Source organism: Gordonia sp. ABKF26 (genome assembly GCF_041103195.1).
GTDB classification, from domain to species: Bacteria; Actinomycetota; Actinomycetes; order Mycobacteriales; family Mycobacteriaceae; genus Gordonia; species Gordonia terrae.
On sequence record NZ_JBGCVZ010000003.1, the window covers coordinates 2,984,870 to 3,006,255 of the forward strand.

A 21,386-nucleotide genomic window follows, 5' to 3' on the forward strand; every position below is an offset into this window, starting at 1 on the left:
GTGCCGTGCACGTGTCCGAGGAGCGATCACGCCTCTGACATGGACATTCCCGCGGCGCTTGACACGTTGGTAAGGCTAGCCTACATTAAGTGTCACGTCGGACCGCGTGAGAGTCCTGAGGGCTGCAGAGACCCCCGGTCCACGGCACGGAAGGCCCCGCATCTCCCAGAGGTGCGGGGCCTTTCGGTATCCACAGATGGACAACGGCCCGCCCCCTCCTCGTGTTCCCGCGGGGGCACTGATCGCGAGCCGGACTGGTGTCGCGACGTCCGAAGGCTCATGCGACTGTTGACGTCATGACTGCGAACAGTGCGGACGAGGTTCTCCGGGATTCATTCGGCAAGGGACTCGACGGCGTCCTCGGACTCGGGGTCGTCGAGGCGGGGCCCGACCGGATCGTGGCGACGATGGAGATCACCGAGAGTCACCATCAGCCGTTCGGGATCGTGCACGGCGGGGTCTACTGCGCGGTCGGCGAGAGTGTCGCCAGCATGAGCGGCTTCCTGTGGCTGCAGGACTCCGGTATCGGCGGCACCGCCGTCGGGGTGAACAACAACACCGACTTCCTGAGGTCGGTGCGGGCGGGCACGGTCACCGCGACGTCCACCCCGATCCACCGGGGCCGCCGCCAGCAACTCTGGGCCGTCGACATGGTCGACCAGGACGGCGCGCTGCTGGCCCGGTCGCAGGTGCGACTGCAGAACATCGAGGTCAAGTAGGCCGCTGAGGCCCGCGTCACGCCGGCGTCGCTCGGCGCGCCGACCCTGTCCCGGCATGGCAGGATGTCTCCTACTGCCCGGCCGGACCACACCGATCGACCGCCGGCCGAACACCCCCGAGGAGCGCTCCCGGTGCGATTGTCGCCCCATGAACAAGAACGGCTGCTGATCTCGTATGCGGCCGAACTGGCCCGCAGGCGGCAGGCGCGCGGTCTGAAGCTCAACCACCCGGAGTCGGTTGCGCTGATCACCGATCACGTCCTCGAAGGCGCCCGTGACGGCCGCTCGGTGGCCGAGCTGATGACCTCGGGACGCGAGGTCCTGCGGCGCGACGACGTGATGGACGGCGTACCGGAGATGCTGCACGACGTCCAGGTCGAGGCGACCTTCCCCGACGGCACCAAGCTGGTGACCGTGCACGACCCGATCGCCTGAGCCCCGACCGAACGAGACAGGTGGTGGACGGTCCGTTCGCGACCCGTCCCGTCCGCCGAACCGCAGCACTCCAGGAAGGACCGAGATGTCGGGTACGCACTCCACCGGCCCGCGATCGACGATCGTGCCGGGCGAGGTCATCGCCGCCGACGGGACCATCGAACTCAACGCGGGCGTCGACGCCGTCGAGCTCCGCGTCGTGAACTCCGGTGATCGCCCGGTGCAGGTCGGCAGTCATGTGCACTTTCCGCAGTCGAACGAGGCGCTTGTCTTCGACCGTGCGCGGGCCCACGGCCGCAGGCTCGACATCCCCGCCGGCACCGCGGTGCGCTTCGAGCCGGGAATCGAGATGACCGTCGGCCTCGTCCCGCTCGGCGGCACCCGCGAGGTGTACGGGATATCCATCGATCCTCCCGGCGCCTGCGGCCCGGTCGGCGCCGTCCCCAGTGACGAGAGTGAGTGACGCATGGCCATCCTGGAACGCGACCGCTATGCCCAACTGTTCGGCCCGACGACGGGCGACCTGATCCGGCTCGCCGACACCGACCTGCTCATCGAGGTGACCGACGATCTGTCGGGTGGGCCGGGACGCGCAGGCGACGAGGCGGTCTTCGGCGGCGGCAAGGTGATCCGCGAGTCGATGGGCCAGAGCCGGGCCACCCGCGCCGACGGCGCTCCCGACACGATCATCACCGGTGTCGTCGTCCTCGATCACTGGGGAATCATCAAGGCGGATCTGGGTATTCGCGACGGCCGCATCGTCGCGATGGGCAAGGCGGGCAACCCCGACACCATGGACGGGGTGCATCCGGACCTCGTCATCGGACCGTCGACCGAGATCATCGCGGGCAACGGCAAGATCGTCACCGCCGGCGCGATCGACTGCCACGTCCATTTTATCTGTCCGCAGATCATGGACGAGGCGCTGGGCAACGGGATCACCACCGTGGTCGGCGGCGGGACGGGACCGGCCGAGGGCAGCAAGGCGACCACCGTGACGCCCGGCGCGTGGCACCTGGCGTCGATTCTCGCCGCCACCGATCACTGGCCGATGAACATCGCACTCCTCGGCAAGGGCAACACGGTCAGCGCCGAGTCGATGCACGAGCAGATCCGCGCGGGCGCTTCGGGTTTCAAGCTGCATGAGGACTGGGGCAGTACACCCGCGGCCATCGACGCCTGCCTGCGGGTCGCCGACGAGACCGGCGTTCAGGTCGCGTTGCACTCCGACACCCTGAACGAGGCCGGGTTCGTGGAGACCACTCTCGGCGCGATCGCGGGCCGGGGCATCCACGCCTATCACACCGAAGGCGCCGGCGGTGGTCACGCGCCGGACATCATCACGGTCGCGGCATACCCGAATGTGCTTCCGTCGTCGACGAATCCGACTCGTCCGCACACGGTCAACACACTCGACGAACACCTCGACATGCTGATGGTCTGTCACCACCTCAATCCCACGGTCCCCGAGGATCTGGCCTTCGCCGAGAGCCGGATCCGCCCGTCCACGATCGCCGCCGAAGACCTGTTGCACGACCTGGGTGCCATCTCGATGATCGGGTCGGACTCGCAGGCGATGGGCCGGATCGGCGAAGTCGTGCTGCGCACGTGGCAGACCGCCCACGTGATGAAGCGCAAGCGAGGGTCCCTTCCCGGCGACGGGCGTGCCGACAACACGCGCGCACGGCGCTACGTCGCGAAGTACACGATCTGCCCGGCGCGCGCGCACGGCTTCGACGACGAGATCGGCTCGGTCGAGGTCGGCAAGCTCGCCGACCTGGTGCTGTGGGATCCCGCGTTCTTCGGGATCCGGCCGGATCTGGTCATCAAGGGCGGCGCCATCGCCTGGGCGGCGATGGGCGACGCGAACGCCTCGATCCCCACGCCGCAACCGGTCTTCCCGCGCCCGATGTTCGGCGCCGCACCGAAACTCGCGGCCGCCACGTCGGTCAGCTTCGTGGCCCCGGGTGCCGACGCCGACCTCGCCGGCCGGATCGGCGTCGACCGCAGGCTCGTTCCCGTCAAGAACACCCGCGGCGTCGGCAAGGCCGACATGATCAACAACGACGCGTGCCCGACGATCGAGGTCGATCCCGACACGTTCACGGTGAGGGTCGACGGTGAGGTGTGGGAATCCGAACCGGTCGCCGAACTCCCGATGGCGCAACGGTATTTCCTGTTCTGATGCGATCCGGCGACACCACCTCCGCGCCCCTGGCGATGATGCTCGCACTGGCGGATTCGCGACTGCCGGTGGGCGGGCACGTGCACTCCGGCGGGGTCGAACAGGCCATCGCCGACGGATTCATCCGCACTGCAAGCGATCTCGCATCCTTCCTGTACCGCCGGGTGACCACGAGTGGTCTGGTCGCGGCGTCGGTGGCGGCGGCGGTCGCCGACGGTGCACTCGACGTGTCCCGCGCCCAGCGCGAGACCGACGCGCGCACACCGTCATCCGCAGCGCGGAAGGCGTCGCTCGCGCAGGGCCGTGGCATGGCGCGCCTCGCACGCCGGATGTGGCCGGACACCGACTGGTCGGCTCATCGGCCGGCGACGCATCTCCCGGTCATCAGCGGGTCGATCGGCGCCGTGTCGGCGCTCTCGGGATTCCACACCGCGCTGATCCTCGTGTACACCACGATGAGCGGGTCGGCGACCGCCGGTCAGCGTCTGCTCGCACTCGACCCCGCCGACGTGTCGATCATGATCGCCGAACTCAGCGCCGAGTGCGAACGGGTCGCCGCCGAGGCCGCGGTCGGTCTGGCGGACCTGTCCGACCCGGTCCTCGACATCTTCGCCGAACGTCATGAGCGGCAACCGATGCCGCTCTTCATGTCCTGACCCCCCGACCTGACCAGACGATGTCGCGCAACCGGACATCGCCGACCGAGAGGAGTTCCCATGCCCCCGCATCTCATCGACGGGCAGCCGCACACCCACGATCACGACCGGCCGCGCCGTAAGCGGGAACCCGGCGAGGCCCTGCGGATCGGCATCGGTGGCCCCGTCGGGTCCGGCAAGACCGCGCTGGTGGCCGCGCTGTGCCGGCAGCTCCGGGACGAGTTGTCGGTGGCGGTGCTGACCAACGACATCTACACGACCGAGGATGCCGACTTCCTCCGTCGCAACGCCGTTCTGCCCGATGAGCGGATCACCGCGGTCCAGACCGGCGGATGCCCGCACACCGCCATCCGCGACGACATCACCGCCAATCTCGACGCCATCGACGATCTCGTCGAGGCGAACCCGCCGCTCGACCTCATCCTGGTGGAGTCCGGCGGCGACAACCTCACCGCCACCTTCTCGACAGGTCTGATCGATGTGCAGATCTTCGTGATCGACGTGGCCGGCGGGGACAAGGTGCCGCGCAAGGGCGGACCCGGCGTCACGTTCTCGGATCTGTTGGTGATCAACAAGATCGATCTGGCCGAACGTGTCAACGCCGACCTCGACGTCATGCGCCGGGACGCGGCGAAGGTCCGTGACGGCCGGCAGACCGCCATGATCTCGCTGACCGAGGATCCCGCCGCGACCGACGTGCTGGCGTGGGTCCGGACCCAGCTGGCTGCCCCGGTCGTCGCCGGGTGACCATGCGCACCGAGGTCGACATCGTCGCCACCGTCGACCGCGGTGTGCGCCACCGGGCGGTCGGGGGCCTCGGCGTACGGGTCACCGCTACCGGCCATGTGCAGCTCATCGGTACGGCCGCGACACCGTTGGGCGGCGACGAGATCGTGGTCCGTATCGAGGTCGAACCCGGCGCGCACCTACGGGTGAGCAGCGTCGCCGCGACCATCGCACTGCCCGCCCGTGACCGCGCCGACTCGTCGGCCCGGTGGGAGATGGAGGTCGGTGACGGTGGCCGGTTGCGCTTCGACCCGCAACCCACCGTCGTCGCGGGCGGTGCCCGGCATCGGTCCGACGTCACGGTGCGCCTGGCGTCCGGCGCCACCCTCGACCTGCACGAGCACGTGCAGATAGGCCGGGCCGCCACGATGACCGACTCGACGCTGGCCGACCGCGATCGGGCGGGTGCCTGGACCGGGGGACTGCGGGTGGACGTGGACGGCGAGGTGGTGCTGGCGCATCGCCTCACGCTGGGGCACGGCACCCCAGCTGGCGCGGCCGGCCACCGCGCGGCCAGCAGCGTCTTTCGCTACCCGGACGACCGGTCGGGCGAGGTGCATGCGACGGAGTTCGCCGCTCGGCTCCAGCTGGCCGGCGGAGCCAGCCTGACGACTGCGCTCGCACGATCGGTCAGCGATGCGCAGCGGCTGGCCGACGACCTCGAGATCAGATCACTGGCCCCGGTGCAGTAGCGGGCCGGTGCCGAAGCGCCTCAGCTCGCCTCGGCCTCGGATTCCTTGCCGTCGGCGTCCTTGCCCTCGGTGGGCACCGAACCCGTGGTCTCGGGGCCGGTCGACGCCGAGTCCACGGTCCCGGAATCGGTCTTGGCCGACTCCGACTCCGACTCCGACTCCGAGGACGTCCCGGCCTTCTCCAGAGCCGACAGCTGTCCGATGGCGGTACGCGCATACACCTGCTGCTCGGTCACCGCGAGCTGCGAGCGACCACGCGTGGTGAACGCGAAGAACCAGTTGATCAGCGTGTTCAACCGGTTGCGGAACCCGACCAGATAGACGAGATGCAGTGCCAGCCAGCCGAGCCACGCGAAGTAACCCTCGGTCTCGAACGTCTTCTTGATGCCCGGGATCGGGACCTGCATCACCGCGGAGTACCGCGAGATGGTCGCCATCGACCCCTTGTCGTAGTAGCTGAACGGCTTGCGCTGGTCGGGAGTCTGCCCCTTGAGCTCGGCCTTGATGGCATCCGCCGCATACCGGCCGCCCTGGATCGCGCCCTGCGCGACACCCGGCACCCCGTCGACGGCCATCATGTCGCCCACGACGAACACCTCGGGGTGACCGGGGATGGTGAGGTCGGGGAGCACCTTGACGCGGCCGGCGCGGTCGAGTTCGACACCGGACTGCTCGGCGAGCTGCTGGCCGAGCGGGCTGGCCTGGACACCGGCCGACCACACCTTGCACTGCGATTCGATGCGGCGGGTGGTGCCGTCCTTCTCCTTGACGACCAGGCCGTCGTAGTCGACGTCGACGACCATCGCGTTCAGCTGGATCTCGACACCCATGCGCTCGAGGCGGGCCGCGGCCTTGCCGCCCAGCTTCGGACCGAACGGCGGCAGGACGGCCGGCGCGGCGTCGAGCAGGATCACCCGTGCCTCGGTCGGGTCGATGTTGCGGAACGCGCCCTTGAGCGTCTTGTCGCTCATCTCGGCGATCTGCCCGGCCAGCTCGACGCCGGTGGGGCCCGCGCCGACGACCACGAAGGTCAACAGCTTGGCCCGCTCGGCGGGGTCGTGCGACAGCTCGGCCTGCTCGAAGGCGCCGAGGATGCGGCCGCGCAGTTCGAGGGCGTGGTCGATGGTCTTCATACCGGGTGCGTATTCGGCGAAGTGGTCGTTTCCGAAGTACGACTGGTCGGCGCCCGCGGCCACGATCAGATCGTCGTACGGGGTGACCGTGATCCGCTCGAGAAGCCGGGAGGTCACGGTCTTGGCCTCCAGGTTGATGTCGAACACGTCGCCCATGAGGACGGCGGTGTTCTTCTGCTTGCGCAGGACCACCCGGGTGGCCGGAGCGATCTCGCCCTCGGCGACGATGCCGGTCGCGACCTGGTAGAGCATCGGCTGGAACAGGTGATGCGTGGTCTTCGCGATCAGGGTGACGTCGACGTCGGCCTTGGCCAGTCGCTGGGCGGCGAACAATCCGCCGAAGCCCGAACCGATGATGACCACTTTCCGGCGGGTCGTGGCTGCTCCAGCGGGGGCCTGGACGGCGGGGCTGCTCATCTCCAGACATCTCCTTCTAGGTCGTTGGGCGACGGTCGTGCGGACTTCGGCGGACCCGGTGGGGGCGCTACCCGGGGGAGCCGCGTAGCGCCGGGGCCGGAGTACGACCGTGCATGTTCTCAACGGTAGTCAATGATGATCCGATGGGCGCGGCCAGAGGGGTGTTGAGTTCACGCGGTGAGACCACCGGCCGCCGACCAGCGCTGGGACCGCTCCTGCCAGTCGGCGCGCAACAGCTCGTATTCGACCTCGGACCGGTCCCGGTCCGGGTGGATGGTGAGCAGTTCGGCCGAGTCGGCCGCGTCGTCGCACAGGTGGATCGCGCAGAGGGTCATGCCCAACTTCTCCATCACACGACGCGAGGAAGCGTTGCGCGCGACGGTGCTCGCGAACACCCGGTCGGTCCCGAGGTGATCGAAGGCGAAGGCGACGAGGGCGAACGCCGCCTCGGTGGCCAGTCCACGACCCCACACCGTGCGGCGGAGGCGATAACTCAGTTCCAGTTCCGCGCGACAACTGTGGCGCGGGGTGCGCAGCGAGATCCAGCCGAGGAAGGCGGTCGTGGCGGGATCACACAGCACCCAGGTGCCGGTGCCGTATCTCCGGTGCTCGGTCTCGGCGCGGGGCACCACCCACTCCTCGATGACGGCGCGCGGTGTCGCGGCGCCGCCGCTGACATAGCGCATGACCTCGGGATCGCTGTCGAGATGGACGAGCTCGTCGACGTCGACCGCGGACACCGGGCGCAGACGAGCCCGTGCCGTGTCGATGTTCACCCGAGCCCCTCACCGCGCGCGGGGGTGCGCGCACCGATTCGCTTGTCGTCCTGCCCCGGCGAGTGAGTCTACGGTCTGGATGACGGTGACTCCTGCAGTTCGTCCCACGCGTGTCCCGCACTAAGATCTGCGCCGTGGCCCTCGACCCAGACGCCCTCGATACCGACGCCCTCGATCCGAACGCGCGCGCAGCCGGTTCCGACTATCACCTCGACATCCCGGTCGCGCTGCGCTGGGGCGACATGGACATCAACAACCACATCAACAACGTGCAGATCTCGCGCATCTTCGAGGAGAGCCGCGTGCGATCGTTCTTCGAGTGGATGCCCGACCGGCCGCGGAAGTTCTCGTTCCTCGTCGCACGCCAGGACATCGAGTTCTCCGCGCCCGTCCACTACTCGCTCGACCCCGTCCACGTCCGCACCTGCATCGGACGCGTCGGCCGGTCGTCGTTCGTCATGGCCCTGCGCCTGTTCGACCAGGCCGGGACGTTGTGCGCCACCGCCGAGACCACGATGGTCGTCGTCGACCCGGACACCGGACGGCCGACCCCCATCCCCGACGACGCGCGGGGTCTGCTGTCCGCGCGGCTCGGGGAACCGGTGCGGTTCCACACACCTCGGACGAACGCAGCGGGCTGACCGGCCCGCGCCCGACCGGCACACCCACCCGATGCTGATCCTGCACCGCGCCGAACGCACCGACACCCTGGCCGATGCGCTGGCCGAGGTGCTGGCGCGTCCGCTCGGCGATCCCATGCGGCCCGAGATCGTCTCGGTTCCCGCTGCCGGGGTCGAGCGATGGCTCGCCCAGCATCTGGCGCGACGGCTGGGAACCGGGACCGGCGAGGACGGTATCGCCGCGAACATCGACTTCACCGGGCCGTCCCGGCTTGCGGATGCGATCGGCGCCGCGGTGCTCGGCGATACCCGTCTGCACACCGCCGCCTCGCTCACCGCGCCGGACGACCCGTGGCGCGCGGCCGAGCTGACATGGCCGGTCCTGCGGGTCCTCGACGACCGCATCGACGATCCCGCTCTCGACGTCATCGCGCGGCACATCGGTGCCGGCGACGCCTCCTCGCCCCGGATCGGACGCCGCTACGCCACCGCACGGCATCTGGCCGAGCTGTTCGACCGCTACGGGCGGTCGCGACCGTCCCTGATCGCCGACTGGGCCGCCGGTCACGACCTCGACGGCGCCGGTCGACCCCTGCGGGACGACCTCGCCTGGCAACCCGCATTCTGGCGCGCGGTCCGCGACGAGATCGGCCGCCCGCATCCCGCGGAGGATCTCCCCGCCGTCTGCGATCGCCTGCGCACCGACCCCGAAGCCGGGGGACTGCCGGAACGGTTGTCGGTGTTCGGGCCCACCCGGATCACCGAGTCGTTCCGTCGGATCGCCGCCGCCGCCGCCGTCCACCACGATGTCCACCTGTTCGTGCCGCACCCGAGTCCCCGGTTGTGGGAGGAACTCGGCGCCCTCGTCGATGCCGATGCCGGCGAGGGGGTCCCGCCGCGGCGCGGGGAGCGCGAGCTCCCCGAACTACGAAACCCGTTGCTGGCCGGCCTCTCCCGGGATCTCCAGGAACTCCAGCTGCGTCTGGCCCCGATCGTGGACCGGGATCTGCACCATGCCCCGCGGCAGCCGGTTGTGGCGGATACGGCACTGCACGCCGTGCAGTCGGGGATCCGCGACGACCTGGCCCCCGCGGCCGACCTCACCGCCGCCTCGGCGAGCTCGAACATCCCGGATACCGCGGACCCGTCGGTCGAGGTGCATGCCTGTCACGGACCCGAGCGCCAGATCGAGGTGTTGCGGGACCGATTGCTGCATCTGTTCGCGGCCGATCCGGAGCTGCAGCCGCGGGACGTCCTCGTCATGTGCCCGGATGTCGAGACATTCGCGCCGCTGATCCGTGGCGCGTTCGGCCAGGCAGGTCTGCCGCACCCCGCCTTCGATCTACGGGTTCGCCTGGCCGACCGCGGAATCCGTCACGTCAACCCGATCCTCGACGTCATCGTCGGGGTCGTGGAGCTGGCCGCGGGTCGCGTGACCGCCGGCGAGGTCGTCGACCTCCTCGGCGCCCCGCCGGTACGCACCCGGTTCGCGATGACCGACGACGACCTCGACCTGATCCGGGAATGGTTGGCGCACAGCAACGTCCGCTGGGGCCTGGGTGTCGCCGAACGGGCCCGGTACGGCCTCGAACGATTCCGGCAGGGAACCTTCGATGCCGGTCTGGATCGGATCGCCCTCGGTGTCGTCGCCGAGGAGGCCGACGACGAGTGGCTCGGCACCGCACTGCCGCTGGCCGGCGTCGAGAGCACCGGGATCGACCTCGTCGGCCGGTTCGACGAGTTCCTCGACCGCTTGGGTCGGGTGCTGGCGGAACTGCGGGAAGCAGCTCCCGCGCACCGCTGGGCCGAGACGCTCATCGACGCCGTGTCGTCGCTCACGGCGACCGAGCCCGCCGACGATTGGCAACGCGCCCAGGCCATCCGGATGCTGAGCGAGGCCTTCGGAGACACCCGGCCGGTCGAACCGGAGGAGGTGCTGCGGCTGGCGGACGTGCGAGACCTGTTGGCGGCACTGGTCGCCGGCAGACCGACCCGCTCGAACTTCCGCACCGGAGAACTCACCGTCTGCACGATGGTGCCCATGCGCTCGGTGCCGCACCGCGTGATCGTGCTGCTCGGGGTGGACGCGGAGGTCTTCCCACGCGTCCAGCGCATCGACGGCGACGACGTCCTCGGGGTGGATCCGCTGGTGGGCGAACGTAATCCGCGGGACGAGGACCGGCAGTGTTTCCTCGACGCGATCTGCGCCGCGCAGGACTCACTTCTCGTCTTCTACAGCGGTGCCGACCCGGTCTCCGGCCGGCGGATCCCGCCCGCCGTCGTCGTCAGCGAACTCGTCGACACACTGACCGGCCTGACCGGCGCCGACCCGGTCCGTCGACACTCTCTCCACGGATTCGACGCGCGGAACTTCACTCCCGGTGGCGTTCGAGGGATCTCGGGACCCTTCAGTCACGATTCGTCGATGCTCGCCGGCGCCGAGGCGCTGCGCGAGCCGCCGCGACGCCCGGTGGTGGCCGCGCGCGAGGTCCTCCCGGCGCCGGAACGCACCCTCGACACCGACGACATCGACCTCGCCACCCTCATCGACTTCCACGTCGATCCGATCGTCGCCTTCACCCGGCAACGACTCGGTGCCCGCATTCCCGACGACGACCGGCCGCACGACGATCAGCTCGACGTCGAACTCGAACCGCTGGACAAGTGGGGGATCGGCGACCGATTCCTCTCCCGGATGCTGACCGGGGTGCCCATCTCGGACTGCGAGGCCGCCGAGCTCCGGCGCGGCACCCTGCCCCCGTTCGCCTTCGGCACCCGCGAGCTCCGCGCCATCTCCCGGGCGGTGACACGCCTGCACGGTGTCGTCGAGCCGTTGCGGTCGGGAACTCCCCGGACCCTGGACATCCTGGTCCGTCTGCCCGACGGGCGGCGGGTACACGGGACGGTCGGCGAGGTGTTCGGCGACACCGGGCCGGCGGCGGTGGTGCGGGCGACCTATTCCAAGCTCAAGGCCAAACAGCAACTCAGCGGGTGGATCACGCTGCTCGCGGTCGCGGCCGCGGCGACCCAGGGCAACGACGCGGCCGGGTCGGTCGAGTCGGCGGTCCTGGTCGGGCGCGCCGCCCGTGGCGGCGGGACCAGCACCGTGCGATTCCGGAGCCCCGAGGACCCGGTCCCGCTGTTGTACGACCTCGTCCGACTCCGCGACGAGGGTCTGCGTCGTCCGCTGCCGTTGCCCCTCGAACCCGCGTGCACCTTCGTCGAGAACGACGGTCCTGGTCGGCGCAGTACGTTCTCGCTGGCCAACGCGCGCAGGAACTTCGAGGACAGATTCGGTCCCGCGCGCGACCCCCATGTGCGGTTGGCGTTCGGCGGAGACGTGCTGGCCGACGTCGAATTCGACGACCTCCTCGCCTGTCCGCCACCCGAGGACCGGACGGTCGGCGGTGTGGATTCCGGGCCTCGCGCGCTCGGCGGTGTGAATTCCGGGCCTCGCACGCTCGGCGGTGTGGATTCCGGGCCTCGCACGCTCGGCGGGGTCGAACTGCCGATGGCCGACGGCGAACCGCTGTTCGCCGGCCTCGCGCGCACTGTGTGGGTGCCGCTCAACCAGCATCGGGAGGGCACATGAGACGCCCGGCCACCTTCGACGTCACCGCCGACCTGCCGGACCACACCACGGTCCTGGAGGCCAGCGCGGGTACCGGAAAGACCTATGCCATCGTCGGTCTCGCCGCCCGGCACATCGCCGAAGGCGTACCCATCTCGGAGATGCTGCTCGTGACATTCAGTCGGGCCGCGACCGCCGAGCTGCGGGAACGCATGCGAGACCGCGTGCGGGAGTTGCTCGACGGGCTGGCCCGCCCGGGCGCGGACACCGGCCACGACGCGCTGCTGCAGATGCTGGCGCATGGCACACCGGACGAGGTCGCCGCGCGGCGTCGCAATCTGGCCCGGGCCCTGAGTGACTTCGACGCGTCGACGATCGCGACCACCCACACGTTCTGCAATCGCATGCTGGAGGCACTCGGGTTCCTCGGTGAACGCGAACTGGTCTACTCGATCGTCGAGGAGGTCGACGAGCTCACCGAAGAAGTGGCCCTGGACCTCTACCTGCGGGGTTTCTGGGCAAGCGACACACCCGAGTTCGACTTCTCCGAGGCCCGCGCCATCGCCCGCGACGCGGTGCGTCAGGCGTCGGTCGCGTTGGCGCCGGACGAGTCCGAGGCGACCGACGGGCCCGCCGCCGACGCGGTCGCCGCCCGCCGGGTGAGTTTCGCCTCCGCGGTCCGCCGCATCGTCGAGACCCGGAAACGCGATGCGCGGGTGCGGACCTATGACGACCTGCAGGCCATCCTGCACCGGATCGTGACCGACCCGGTGGTCGGCGAGCGCGCGTGCCGGCGGATCCGCGACACCTTCACCGTCGTCCTGGTCGACGAGTTCCAGGACACCGACCCGTTGCAGTGGGAGATCGTGCGGCGCTGCTTCCACGGTCACCGTCGCCTCATCCTCGTCGGCGACCCCAAGCAGTCGATCTACGGGTTCCGCGGTGCGGAGGTCCTCAGCTATCTCGCCGCGGTGTCCTCCGCCGACACCCTCCAGGCGCTCGACGTGAACCGCCGGTCCGACGGCGCCCTGGTCGACGCGCTCGGTCACCTGTATGGCGAAGCAGCGCTGGGACATCCGGGCATCGTGGTGCATTCGGTCTCGGCCGCCCATCCGGGGAGCCGTCTGGACGGCCGCCCGCCGTTGCGTATCCGCGCGTTCCTGCGCAACGACTTCTCGTCGCGCAACTCCTACAACCTGCCCTCGGTGAAGGACGTCCGGACCCGGATCGCGATCGATGTCGCCGACGACATCGCACACACACTCGCCCAGGGGACCAGGATCGAGGTCGACGGCGCCCCCCGCCCGGTCGACCCCGGTGACATCGCGATCCTGGTGCGGCTCAACAGCACCATCGAGCCACTCCAACGGGAACTCGCCGAGCGCGGCATCAACTCCGTCATCGGGTCGGGGGTCAACGTGTTCTCCACGACCGCGGCCCAGCACTGGCTGTGGGTGATGCGCGCCGTCGAGCAGCCGTCGCGTGCCGAGCGGGTGCGGCTGGCCGCACTCACGACGCTCCTCGGCTGGTCGACGGAGCGGGTGGCGACCGCGGGCGAACCCGAGATCGCCGAGCTCGGGGCCGAGATGTCGTCGTTGGCTCGGGTGTTCGGGCAGGGCGGGTTCGCGGCCATGGCACAGCGGCTCCTCGATTCGCACGGGGTCGCCGCCCGGGTGCTGGCCACCGAGAACGGCGAACGCGTCCTCACCGATCTCCTGCAGGTGTCCGCGCTGTGCAACAAGCACGTCGTCGAGACCTCGGCCGGACTCAGCGGCCTCGTGGAGTGGCTGGCGGAGCGGATCACGGACACGTCCGCCCGACAGCGGTACGAGGACCAGAGCCGGCGACTCGACCGTGACACCCAGGCGGTCCAGATCATGACCGTGCATGCCAGCAAGGGTCTGCAGTTCCCGATCGTCTATGTGCCCTATGGCTGGGACGGGACGTGGATCGGCGACCGCGGCAACATCACCTACCACGACGAGTCGGGTACGCGGCGGCTCGACGTCGGCGGTGGGCAGGCCCCCGGGCGTGCGGCCCGACGCAAACGGTACGCCGAGGAGACCGCCGGCGAGGATCTCCGACTCCTCTACGTGGCGCTGACGCGGGCGCAGTCGCAGGTCGTGGCGTGGTGGGCGCCGTCGATGAACACCACGAGTGGACCGTTGCACCGGCTGATCTTCGGGCGTGACACCGCGACACGGATTCCGTCCGAGACCGGAGAGTCGGTCTGGGCGGTCGCTTCCGACGTGTCCATCCCGGACGACGACCCCACCTGCGTGAGCGTGCTCCGCACCCTGACCGAACGCGACGCGGCGATCTCGGTCGAGCCCGCCGGCCGGATCGAGGCCGTCGGGGTGACGACGCCGGCGCAGGCCGTCGACGAGGCAGCGTCGCTCGGGGTGGCGCGGTTCCGGCGCGCCATCGATCAGGAATGGCGTCGGACGTCGTACTCGGCCATCGTCGCCGACGTCGCGCACGGCGCGCCGGGAGCGCCCGGTGGCCCGGTCGTCACCACCGGAAGCGAACCCACCGAGGACATCCTGAACGACGAGCCGGCCGTCGACCCGGCCGACATCGACGAGGCCCCGGATGGTGAACGGACCGGTACGCCGTCGCTGATGAACGGGCTGCCCTACGGTGCGGCGTTCGGAACCCTGGTGCACGAGGTCCTGGAGTACGTCGACACCTCGGCACCCGACATCGACGCGCATGTGCGCGAGTTGTGTTCGCGCGCACTCGGGGTCCTGCCGGCCGACATCGACGCCGACACCCTGGTCACCGCGCTGGTCGGCGTTCTCACCACGCCACTCGGGTTCGGGGACCTGTGGGGTGTGGAACCGGGTGATCGCCTCGCCGAACTCGACTTCGAGCTCCCGCTGGGACCGTCGGACCGCACACCCGGCGGTGCCGGGGCGACGCCGGGTGGGTTCGCCGAGCTCCTGGACCGACATCTGCCCGACGACGATCCGCTGCGGGACTACGCCGACCACCTCCGCGAACTGCCCGCCCGGGAGCTGCGCGGGTTCCTCACGGGCAGCATCGACTCGGTGCTGCGGACCCCGGATGGGCGTTATGTCATCGTCGACTACAAGACGAACCGGATCCGTCCGGGCGACCTCCTCGTCGAGGACTTCGACACCACGGCGATGGCGGGCGAGATGACCGCCGCGCACTACCCACTGCAGGCGATGCTGTATTCCGTTGCGTTGCATCGCTATCTGCGATGGCGTGTACCGGGTTACGATCCGGTCCGGCACCTCGGTCCGGTGCAGTACCACTTCGTGCGGGGAATGGCCGGTCCGGACACGCCGCCCGGTTGCGGCGTGTTCGAGTGGGCGCTGCCCGCGGAGCTGGTCGTCGACCTGTCCGACGCGCTGGCAGGGGTTTCGCGATGAGCATTTCCGATGTCCAGGTGACGGAATGGGCCACCGGTGTGCTCGCCGAGTGGAACGAGGCCGGGGTGCTGGCGGCCGCGGACGTGCACATCACCGATCGTCTCGTCGCCATGTGCGCCGAGCCGGTGTCCGAGACCGCGCGACTCGGCGCCGCGCTCGCCGTACGTGCCGTGCGCCTGGGTTCGACGTGCCTGGCGCTGGATCGGCTGGATGAGCTCGCCGGCGAGACCATCCCGGATCTCACGGTCCCGTCGTCGGAAGCGGTCCTCGACGCCTTGCTCGAGAGCCCGCTGGTGGCCGGCAGCGAGGCGGGTCCGTTGCGTCCGTTGGTCGTACGGCGCTCCGTCGACGGCCCCCTGGTCTACCTCCAGAAGTACTTCCGGCAGGAGCAGACGATCCGGGACACCCTGGCCCGGCGTGCGCAGACCTCGCCCGTGGTCGACGCGGGCGCGCTGCGCGCCGCGATCGCCGCGGTGTACACCTCGCCCGAGGACGGGTACCTGCAGAAGCTCGCCGCCGCGGTGGCCGCGACCCGCTGGACCACCGTCCTGGCGGGCGGCCCGGGCACGGGCAAGACTTACACCGTCGCACGCATTCTCGCCGTCCTGGACGCGCTGCAGGGACCCGGCCTGCGGATCGGGTTGTGTGCGCCCACCGGCCGCGCGGCGGCTCAGCTGCAGGCCTCGGTGGAGGCGGAGTCGACGGTCCCGGTCACGGCACACGCCGTCACGTTGCATTCGCTGCTCGGATGGCGCCCGGGAGCCAACCCGAGATACGGCCGCGGACGTACGCTCCCACACGACGTGATCGTCGTCGACGAGACCTCGATGCTGTCGATGACGGCGATGAGCCGCCTGCTCGACGCGGTCCGACCCGACGCGCGGGTGCTCTTCGTCGGTGACCCGCATCAGCTCGCCTCGGTGGAGGCGGGGGCGGTGCTCGCCGATCTCGTCGAACGAACCGATGCGACCGGGGCGCAAGAGGATTCGGAAACCGCAGTGGCGGTGTCGCGGACCGCGCTCGAGGCGGTGCTCGCGGATGCCGACGACGAACCGGACCCGGCGGACAGGGATCAGCTCGCCGACGGCGTCATCACCCTGCGTCGGCAGTTCCGTTTCGGCGGCGGTATCTCACGAGTGGCCGCCGCCGTGAATTCCGGTGACGCCGACGAGGTCCTGAGGCTCGTGGCGGCAGCGGACGTCCCGAATGTCGAGCTCGTGGCTCCCGACGAGCTCGACGATGTACGCGCCGATCTCGTCGAGTGGGGGAGGACGCTGGGTGTCGCCGCCCGCCGTGCCGATGCCGCAGCTGCGCTCGATGCACTGGACGCCCACCGCGTGCTGTGCGCGCACCGGGAGGGATCGTCCGGGGTCCGAGGGTGGTCGGCCAGGATCACCGAGTGGCTCGGTACCACGGGTGCCGAACTCGCCGGATGGTATCCGGGACAGCCGATCCTGGTCACCGCCAACGACCGGCAGACCTCGACCTTCAACGGCGACACGGGAGTCGTGATCGCCGACCCCGAGGGGCGGATGTCCGGAGCCGACGCCGTCCGGGTCGCCTTCCGGCGTGGCGGGACGGTGCGACTGTTGCATCCGACGCAGCTCGCCGACGTCGTGTCGGTCCACGCGATGACCATCCACCGCAGTCAGGGGAGTCAGTTCCGACAGGTGACGGTGATCCTCCCGCCCACGGGTTCGGAGCTGCTCACCCGCGAGTTGCTGTACACCGCGATCACCCGTGCCCGCGAACACGTGCGGATCGTCGGTACGCCGGAGGTGCTCGCCGCAGCGGTCGACCGTCGCGTGCAGCGGGCCAGTGGTCTGCGATCGACGGTCACGCCGTTCGACGACCGGGATGATCGATGGTCGCCACCTTCCGGCACACCCACCCCGTCTCCGTGAACCCACCCGCTCCGAGTGCGGTGGGAATCCGGACAAGGAATGGGTGTGCGGGCGCGGCGGTGTGACTGCGCGATGTGTTCGTCGACGTCCTAGATGAGGTCGCAACCACCGGGGACGAGGTCCCGCCGCTGGTAGCACTCGACGCCGAGCAACTTCTCCTGGATGTCGTCGGGCAGCGACATGAACCCCGAGATGGCCCGGCTGCGATCGATCTCGGAACGATGCGCGGTGACCGCGGCTCGCTTGCGGGCCGCCAGGTCGGACACGTCGACGACCACGTCGATCTCGGACTCCGGCGTCCCGGGCAGCTGCGCCCGGGGGATGTCTGCGAAGAGGCTCTCCGCGAGGATGTCCATCATCCATTCCGGAATCGTGGCGAAGTACAGCGAGCGGACTCGCCAAGCAGGCCCGGCGCGGTGGTACAGCTTCGTCGACGCTGCGGCGTCGGCGGCTGCGCATGCGAGTCGATGAGCATGAACGTGGTCGGGGTGACCGTAGATGCCCAGCGGGTCGTAGGTGATCACGATGTCGGGCTGGAGGGCACGGATGTGGTGGGTGAGTGCCCGGACCTGTTCGTCGAACGACGCGGCGCACAGTCGTTGCGCGTCGGGGGCCGATTCGGGTCGCCGGTCGTCGGCGTAGCCGAGCATGATCGGTGGCCGGGGCATGCCGAGGATGGTCGCGGCATCGGTGAGTTCGCGGTGCCGGACCGTGCCGTCGGTCCAGGTGCACATCACGAGGTCCACCTCGCCGCCGGCGTCGGTGTGACGCGCGATGAGGCCGCCGGTCCACAGGGATTCGTCGTCGGGGTGCGCGTGCACCAACAGCAGTCGCGGTGTGCCCATCCACCTGGCTTCCTGATCGTTCCCGCACGGCACGGATGTCGTCCGGGTTAGTCGGTCCCCGACCCAGGGTAGCCACACCACCTCTCGGTAAAGTCGGTGTCCGTCCCCACGTGTCGCACCGGGGCGGGGATCCTCGCCGCACGGTGCACGAGAACAGAACATGGAGGTCTGCGATGAGCGCTCAGCCCGAAGTCCACGAGTTCCAGGCCGAGACCCGGCAGCTGCTGGATCTCATGGTGCACTCGATCTACTCCAACAAGGACAGCTTCCTGCGCGAGTTGATCTCGAACGCATCCGACGCGCTGGACAAGCTGCGGCTCGAGTCCCTGCTCGACAAGGATCTCGACGTCGACACCTCCGACCTCCACATCACGCTCGACCCGGACCCGGAGGCCCGAACGCTGGTCGTCGCCGACAACGGGATCGGCATGACCCGGGACGAGGTCGTCGGACTGATCGGCACGCTGGCCCGGTCGGGCACGGCCGAGCTGCGCCGGTCGCTCGCGGAAGCACGCGCGAACGGGGTGTCCGACGCGGCCGCCGAGGAGCTGATCGGCCAGTTCGGCATCGGCTTCTACTCGACGTTCATGGTCGCCGAGAAGGTCACCCTGGTGACCCGCAAGGCGGGGGAGAGCACCGGTACCCGATGGGAGTCGACCGGCGACGGCACGTACACGATCGACGATGTTCCCGACGCCCCGCAGGGAACCTCGGTCACGTTGGCGCTCAAGCCCGTCGACACCGAGGATCACCTCTACGACTACTCGGATCAGTCAAAACTGCGTCAGCTCGTGAAGCGGTACTCGGACTTCATCGCGTGGCCGATCCGGATGGACGTCGAGAAGACGGTCCCGGTCGAGACCCCCGCCGCCGAGACCGAGACCGACGAGTCGGACGAGTCGAAGACGCCCGAGACCAAGACGGTCGTCGAGTCGGAGACGATCAACTCGATGAAGGCGCTCTGGGCGAAGTCGCGCTCGGAGGTGGCCGACGAGGAGTACCAGGAGTTCTACCGGCATGTCTCCCACGCCTGGGATGCGCCGCTGGAGACCATCACGCTGCAGGCCGAGGGCACCTTCGAGTACCAGGCGCTGCTGTTCATCCCGACGCAGCCGCCGTTCGATCTGTTCATGCGGGACAGCAAGGTCGGCATCCATCTCTACGTCAAGCGCGTGTTCATCATGGACGACTGCGCCGAACTGATGCCGGAGTACCTGCGGTTCGTCAAGGGCGTCGTCGACGCGGCCGACCTGTCGTTGAACGTGTCCCGCGAGATCCTGCAGCAGGACCGGCAGATCCGTGCGATCCGTCGGCGTCTCACCAAGAAGGTGATCTCGACGGTCACCGAGATGCGCGCCGGTCGTCCGGACGACTACCGCACCTTCTGGGATGCCTTCGGCCGGGTGTTCAAGGAAGGTCTCGTCAACGATCCGGACAACCGCGATGCGCTCCTGAAGGCGTCGTCGTTCGCGTCCACCCACTCCGAGGACGAACTCACCACGCTCGCGGACTACATCGGCCGGATGAAGAGCGGTCAGGAGACGATCTACTACATGACGGGCGAGTCCCGTCAGCAGATCGTGAACTCGCCGCACATGGAGGCTTTCCGCGCCAAGGGAATCGAGGTCCTCGTCCTGTCCGATCCGGTCGACGAGATGTGGGTCTCGGCGGGTGCCGAATTCGACGGCAAGACCTTCCAGTCGATCGCCAAGGGCGCGGTCGATCTCGAGGGTGACGACGAGGACACCGACGATTCGGCCAAGGAAGAACAGAACAAGACCTACGCCGATCTGCTGGGCTGGCTCACGACCACCCTGTCCGACGATGTCAGCGAGACGCGGCTGTCCTCTCGGCTCACCGAGTCGCCCGCCTGTCTGGTCGGGGACACGTTCTCGATGTCGCCGCAGTTGGAGAAGCTGTACCGGGCGTCCGGGCAGGAGTTCCCCAAGTCGAAGCGGGCCCTCGAGCTCAACCCCGATCACCCGCTGGTCGCCGCCCTGAACAAGGCCTACGGCGACGGTGATCACGAGCAGTTGGTGCCGACTGCGAAGCTGCTGTACGGCATGGCCGTCATCGCCGAGGGCGGCGAGCTCGACGACCCGGCCGAGTTCGCGAAGATCCTCGCCGGCCGCCTCACCGACTCGTTTGCCGGGAGCGGGTCGTCGGCCGGCTCGGAGTCCTGATCCCGTCCTCCCGACAACGGACGTCACGCCGGTGAGCCGCCGGAGACGAGTGATCGTCTTCGGCGGTTCGGCGGCTGTGCTCACAGTGGTGCTGGTCGCCGCGCTCGTCGTGGGTCTGGCCCGAGAGGACGACCACGCGGCCACACCCGTGGACGCGGTGCGGACCTACCTTCACGCACTTGCCGACGCCGACGCCGACGCCGCCCTGGGGGTCATCGCCCCCCGCCCTGACACTCGGTTCCTGACCGACAATGTCCTGCGCGCACAACGTGCAGCCGCGCAGCTCACCGACATCGAGGTCCGGCCTGCGGCTGAGGGCGAACCGGAATCCGCTGTCCCAGAAATCGATGGCCAAGAAACCGATGTCCCGGTGCGCTACCGGATGGGGACGCGGGTGATCGACACCGAGATCCGGACGACGCAGGTCGCCGACGGATGGGCGGTCGTCGACGGCGCGGTCGCGGTGCGGATCGCATCACTGCATGTCGTGCAACCGACGCTCTTCGGTGCCGAGGTCGAGGAGGGCGACACGGTCCATCTGTTCCCCGGGCCGCAGCGATGGGGTTCGCGCGACACCGATTTCACCGCGCGGGCATCGGACGACGATCATCCGACCGCGCCCCGGGGACCCATGGCGGTGCGGGTCGTCGGCGAACTGAGTGCCACCGGAGCCGGGGCCGTCAGCGATGCGGTGTCGGCCCACCTGGCCGTCTGTGCGGCGTCGACCGATGCCGAGGCGGGGCGGCAGGTCGAGGGCTGCACCCAACGGCTGTACCGCTCCGCGGTCGATGGCAGTGTCCGGTGGACGGCCCCGCGGAATCTGTCCGGGCTGCGCTATCTGCTTCGTGATCCGGAGCCGGGTGCACCCGCGAGCCAGGGCACTGCGGGCGGTCCGGACCCGGGCGTCGTCGACGTCGTCGGGCCCGTACGCTGGCGCGTTTCCTACACCCCGGACTACGACGCCGACGGTCCGCGGGTCGAGACGACCGACGAGCAGTATCTCGTGGGCCATGTCGACCTGACCGAGAGCCGGCCCGAGTTCGTCACCGACGGCTGACCGGCATCA

16 protein-coding genes are annotated in these 21,386 nt (G+C 69.5%); 13 read left to right on the forward strand and 3 right to left on the reverse strand.

Annotation, left to right across the window (positions count from 1 at the left end):
• The first annotated feature begins 296 nt into the window (after positions 1-296).
• From AB4Z55_RS13745 to AB4Z55_RS13775, 7 genes are all read left to right on the forward strand, one after another.
• Positions 297-719 carry a PaaI family thioesterase gene (locus AB4Z55_RS13745; RefSeq protein ID WP_004022150.1) on the forward strand — a complete coding sequence of 141 codons (423 nt, stop codon included), beginning with the start codon at positions 297-299 and terminating at the stop codon, positions 717-719.
• Between the two features lie 132 nt (positions 720-851).
• A complete protein-coding gene (locus AB4Z55_RS13750) occupies positions 852-1,154 on the forward strand; it encodes an urease subunit gamma (protein ID WP_004022149.1) in 303 nt (100 codons plus the stop codon).
• An 85-nt stretch (positions 1,155-1,239) separates the two neighbouring features.
• Positions 1,240-1,617 (forward strand): urease subunit beta, encoded by a 378-nt coding sequence (locus AB4Z55_RS13755; RefSeq protein WP_369519895.1) that lies wholly within the window; start codon positions 1,240-1,242, stop codon positions 1,615-1,617.
• A gap of 3 nt (positions 1,618-1,620) precedes the next feature.
• Positions 1,621-3,339, forward strand: coding sequence for an urease subunit alpha (locus tag AB4Z55_RS13760; protein WP_369519896.1), 1,719 nt, complete (start codon positions 1,621-1,623; stop codon positions 3,337-3,339).
• A complete protein-coding gene (locus tag AB4Z55_RS13765) occupies positions 3,339-3,995 on the forward strand; it encodes an urease accessory protein UreF (protein WP_369519897.1) in 657 nt (218 codons plus the stop codon). The genes AB4Z55_RS13760 and AB4Z55_RS13765 overlap by 1 nt, the downstream gene beginning before the upstream one ends.
• 60 nt (positions 3,996-4,055) lie before the next feature.
• Positions 4,056-4,742: an urease accessory protein UreG gene (ureG, locus tag AB4Z55_RS13770; RefSeq protein WP_064570111.1), complete on the forward strand. Its 687-nt coding sequence runs from the start codon at positions 4,056-4,058 to the stop codon at positions 4,740-4,742.
• A 2-nt stretch (positions 4,743-4,744) separates the two neighbouring features.
• The gene (locus AB4Z55_RS13775) at positions 4,745-5,473 is read left to right on the forward strand and encodes an urease accessory protein UreD (RefSeq protein WP_369521016.1); all 729 of its coding nucleotides are present in this window, start codon (positions 4,745-4,747) and stop codon (positions 5,471-5,473) included.
• Between the two features lie 20 nt (positions 5,474-5,493).
• On the opposite strand, the gene AB4Z55_RS13780 is transcribed toward AB4Z55_RS13775, so the two are convergent.
• Positions 5,494-7,023 carry an NAD(P)/FAD-dependent oxidoreductase gene (locus AB4Z55_RS13780; RefSeq protein WP_369519898.1) on the reverse strand — a complete coding sequence of 510 codons (1,530 nt, stop codon included), beginning with the start codon at positions 7,021-7,023 and terminating at the stop codon, positions 5,494-5,496.
• A gap of 170 nt (positions 7,024-7,193) precedes the next feature.
• A complete protein-coding gene (locus AB4Z55_RS13785) occupies positions 7,194-7,799 on the reverse strand; it encodes a GNAT family N-acetyltransferase (protein ID WP_369519899.1) in 606 nt (201 codons plus the stop codon).
• A gap of 134 nt (positions 7,800-7,933) precedes the next feature.
• Here AB4Z55_RS13785 and AB4Z55_RS13790 point away from each other — a divergent pair, with 134 nt between their 5' ends.
• From AB4Z55_RS13790 to recD, 4 genes are read left to right on the forward strand one after another with little or no spacing between them, the layout of a single operon-like run.
• Entirely contained in the window at positions 7,934-8,440 is a 507-nt protein-coding gene (locus AB4Z55_RS13790) for an acyl-CoA thioesterase (RefSeq protein WP_369519900.1), read from the forward strand.
• A 31-nt stretch (positions 8,441-8,471) separates the two neighbouring features.
• The gene (gene recC / locus AB4Z55_RS13795; RefSeq protein WP_369519901.1) at positions 8,472-12,011 is read left to right on the forward strand and encodes an exodeoxyribonuclease V subunit gamma; all 3,540 of its coding nucleotides are present in this window, start codon (positions 8,472-8,474) and stop codon (positions 12,009-12,011) included.
• Positions 12,008-15,388: a UvrD-helicase domain-containing protein gene (locus AB4Z55_RS13800; RefSeq protein ID WP_369519902.1), complete on the forward strand. Its 3,381-nt coding sequence runs from the start codon at positions 12,008-12,010 to the stop codon at positions 15,386-15,388. The genes recC and AB4Z55_RS13800 overlap by 4 nt, the downstream gene beginning before the upstream one ends.
• Positions 15,385-17,292, forward strand: coding sequence for an exodeoxyribonuclease V subunit alpha (gene recD, locus AB4Z55_RS13805; RefSeq protein ID WP_369519903.1), 1,908 nt, complete (start codon positions 15,385-15,387; stop codon positions 17,290-17,292). Before AB4Z55_RS13800 ends, recD begins: the two co-directional genes overlap by 4 nt.
• A gap of 89 nt (positions 17,293-17,381) precedes the next feature.
• Here the strand turns inward: recD and AB4Z55_RS13810 are convergent, their stop codons facing one another.
• Positions 17,382-18,137 carry a PIG-L family deacetylase gene (locus tag AB4Z55_RS13810; RefSeq protein WP_004018721.1) on the reverse strand — a complete coding sequence of 252 codons (756 nt, stop codon included), beginning with the start codon at positions 18,135-18,137 and terminating at the stop codon, positions 17,382-17,384.
• Between the two features lie 173 nt (positions 18,138-18,310).
• Between AB4Z55_RS13810 and htpG the strand changes: the two genes are divergently transcribed.
• Together htpG and AB4Z55_RS13820 are read left to right on the forward strand one after the other, a co-directional pair.
• Positions 18,311-20,320: a molecular chaperone HtpG gene (htpG, locus tag AB4Z55_RS13815; RefSeq protein WP_239399099.1), complete on the forward strand. Its 2,010-nt coding sequence runs from the start codon at positions 18,311-18,313 to the stop codon at positions 20,318-20,320.
• A 31-nt stretch (positions 20,321-20,351) separates the two neighbouring features.
• On the forward strand, positions 20,352-21,377 hold the full coding sequence (locus AB4Z55_RS13820) for a hypothetical protein (RefSeq protein WP_248642748.1): 1,026 nt from the start codon (positions 20,352-20,354) through the stop codon (positions 21,375-21,377).
• Positions 21,378-21,386: the final 9 nt, after the last annotated feature.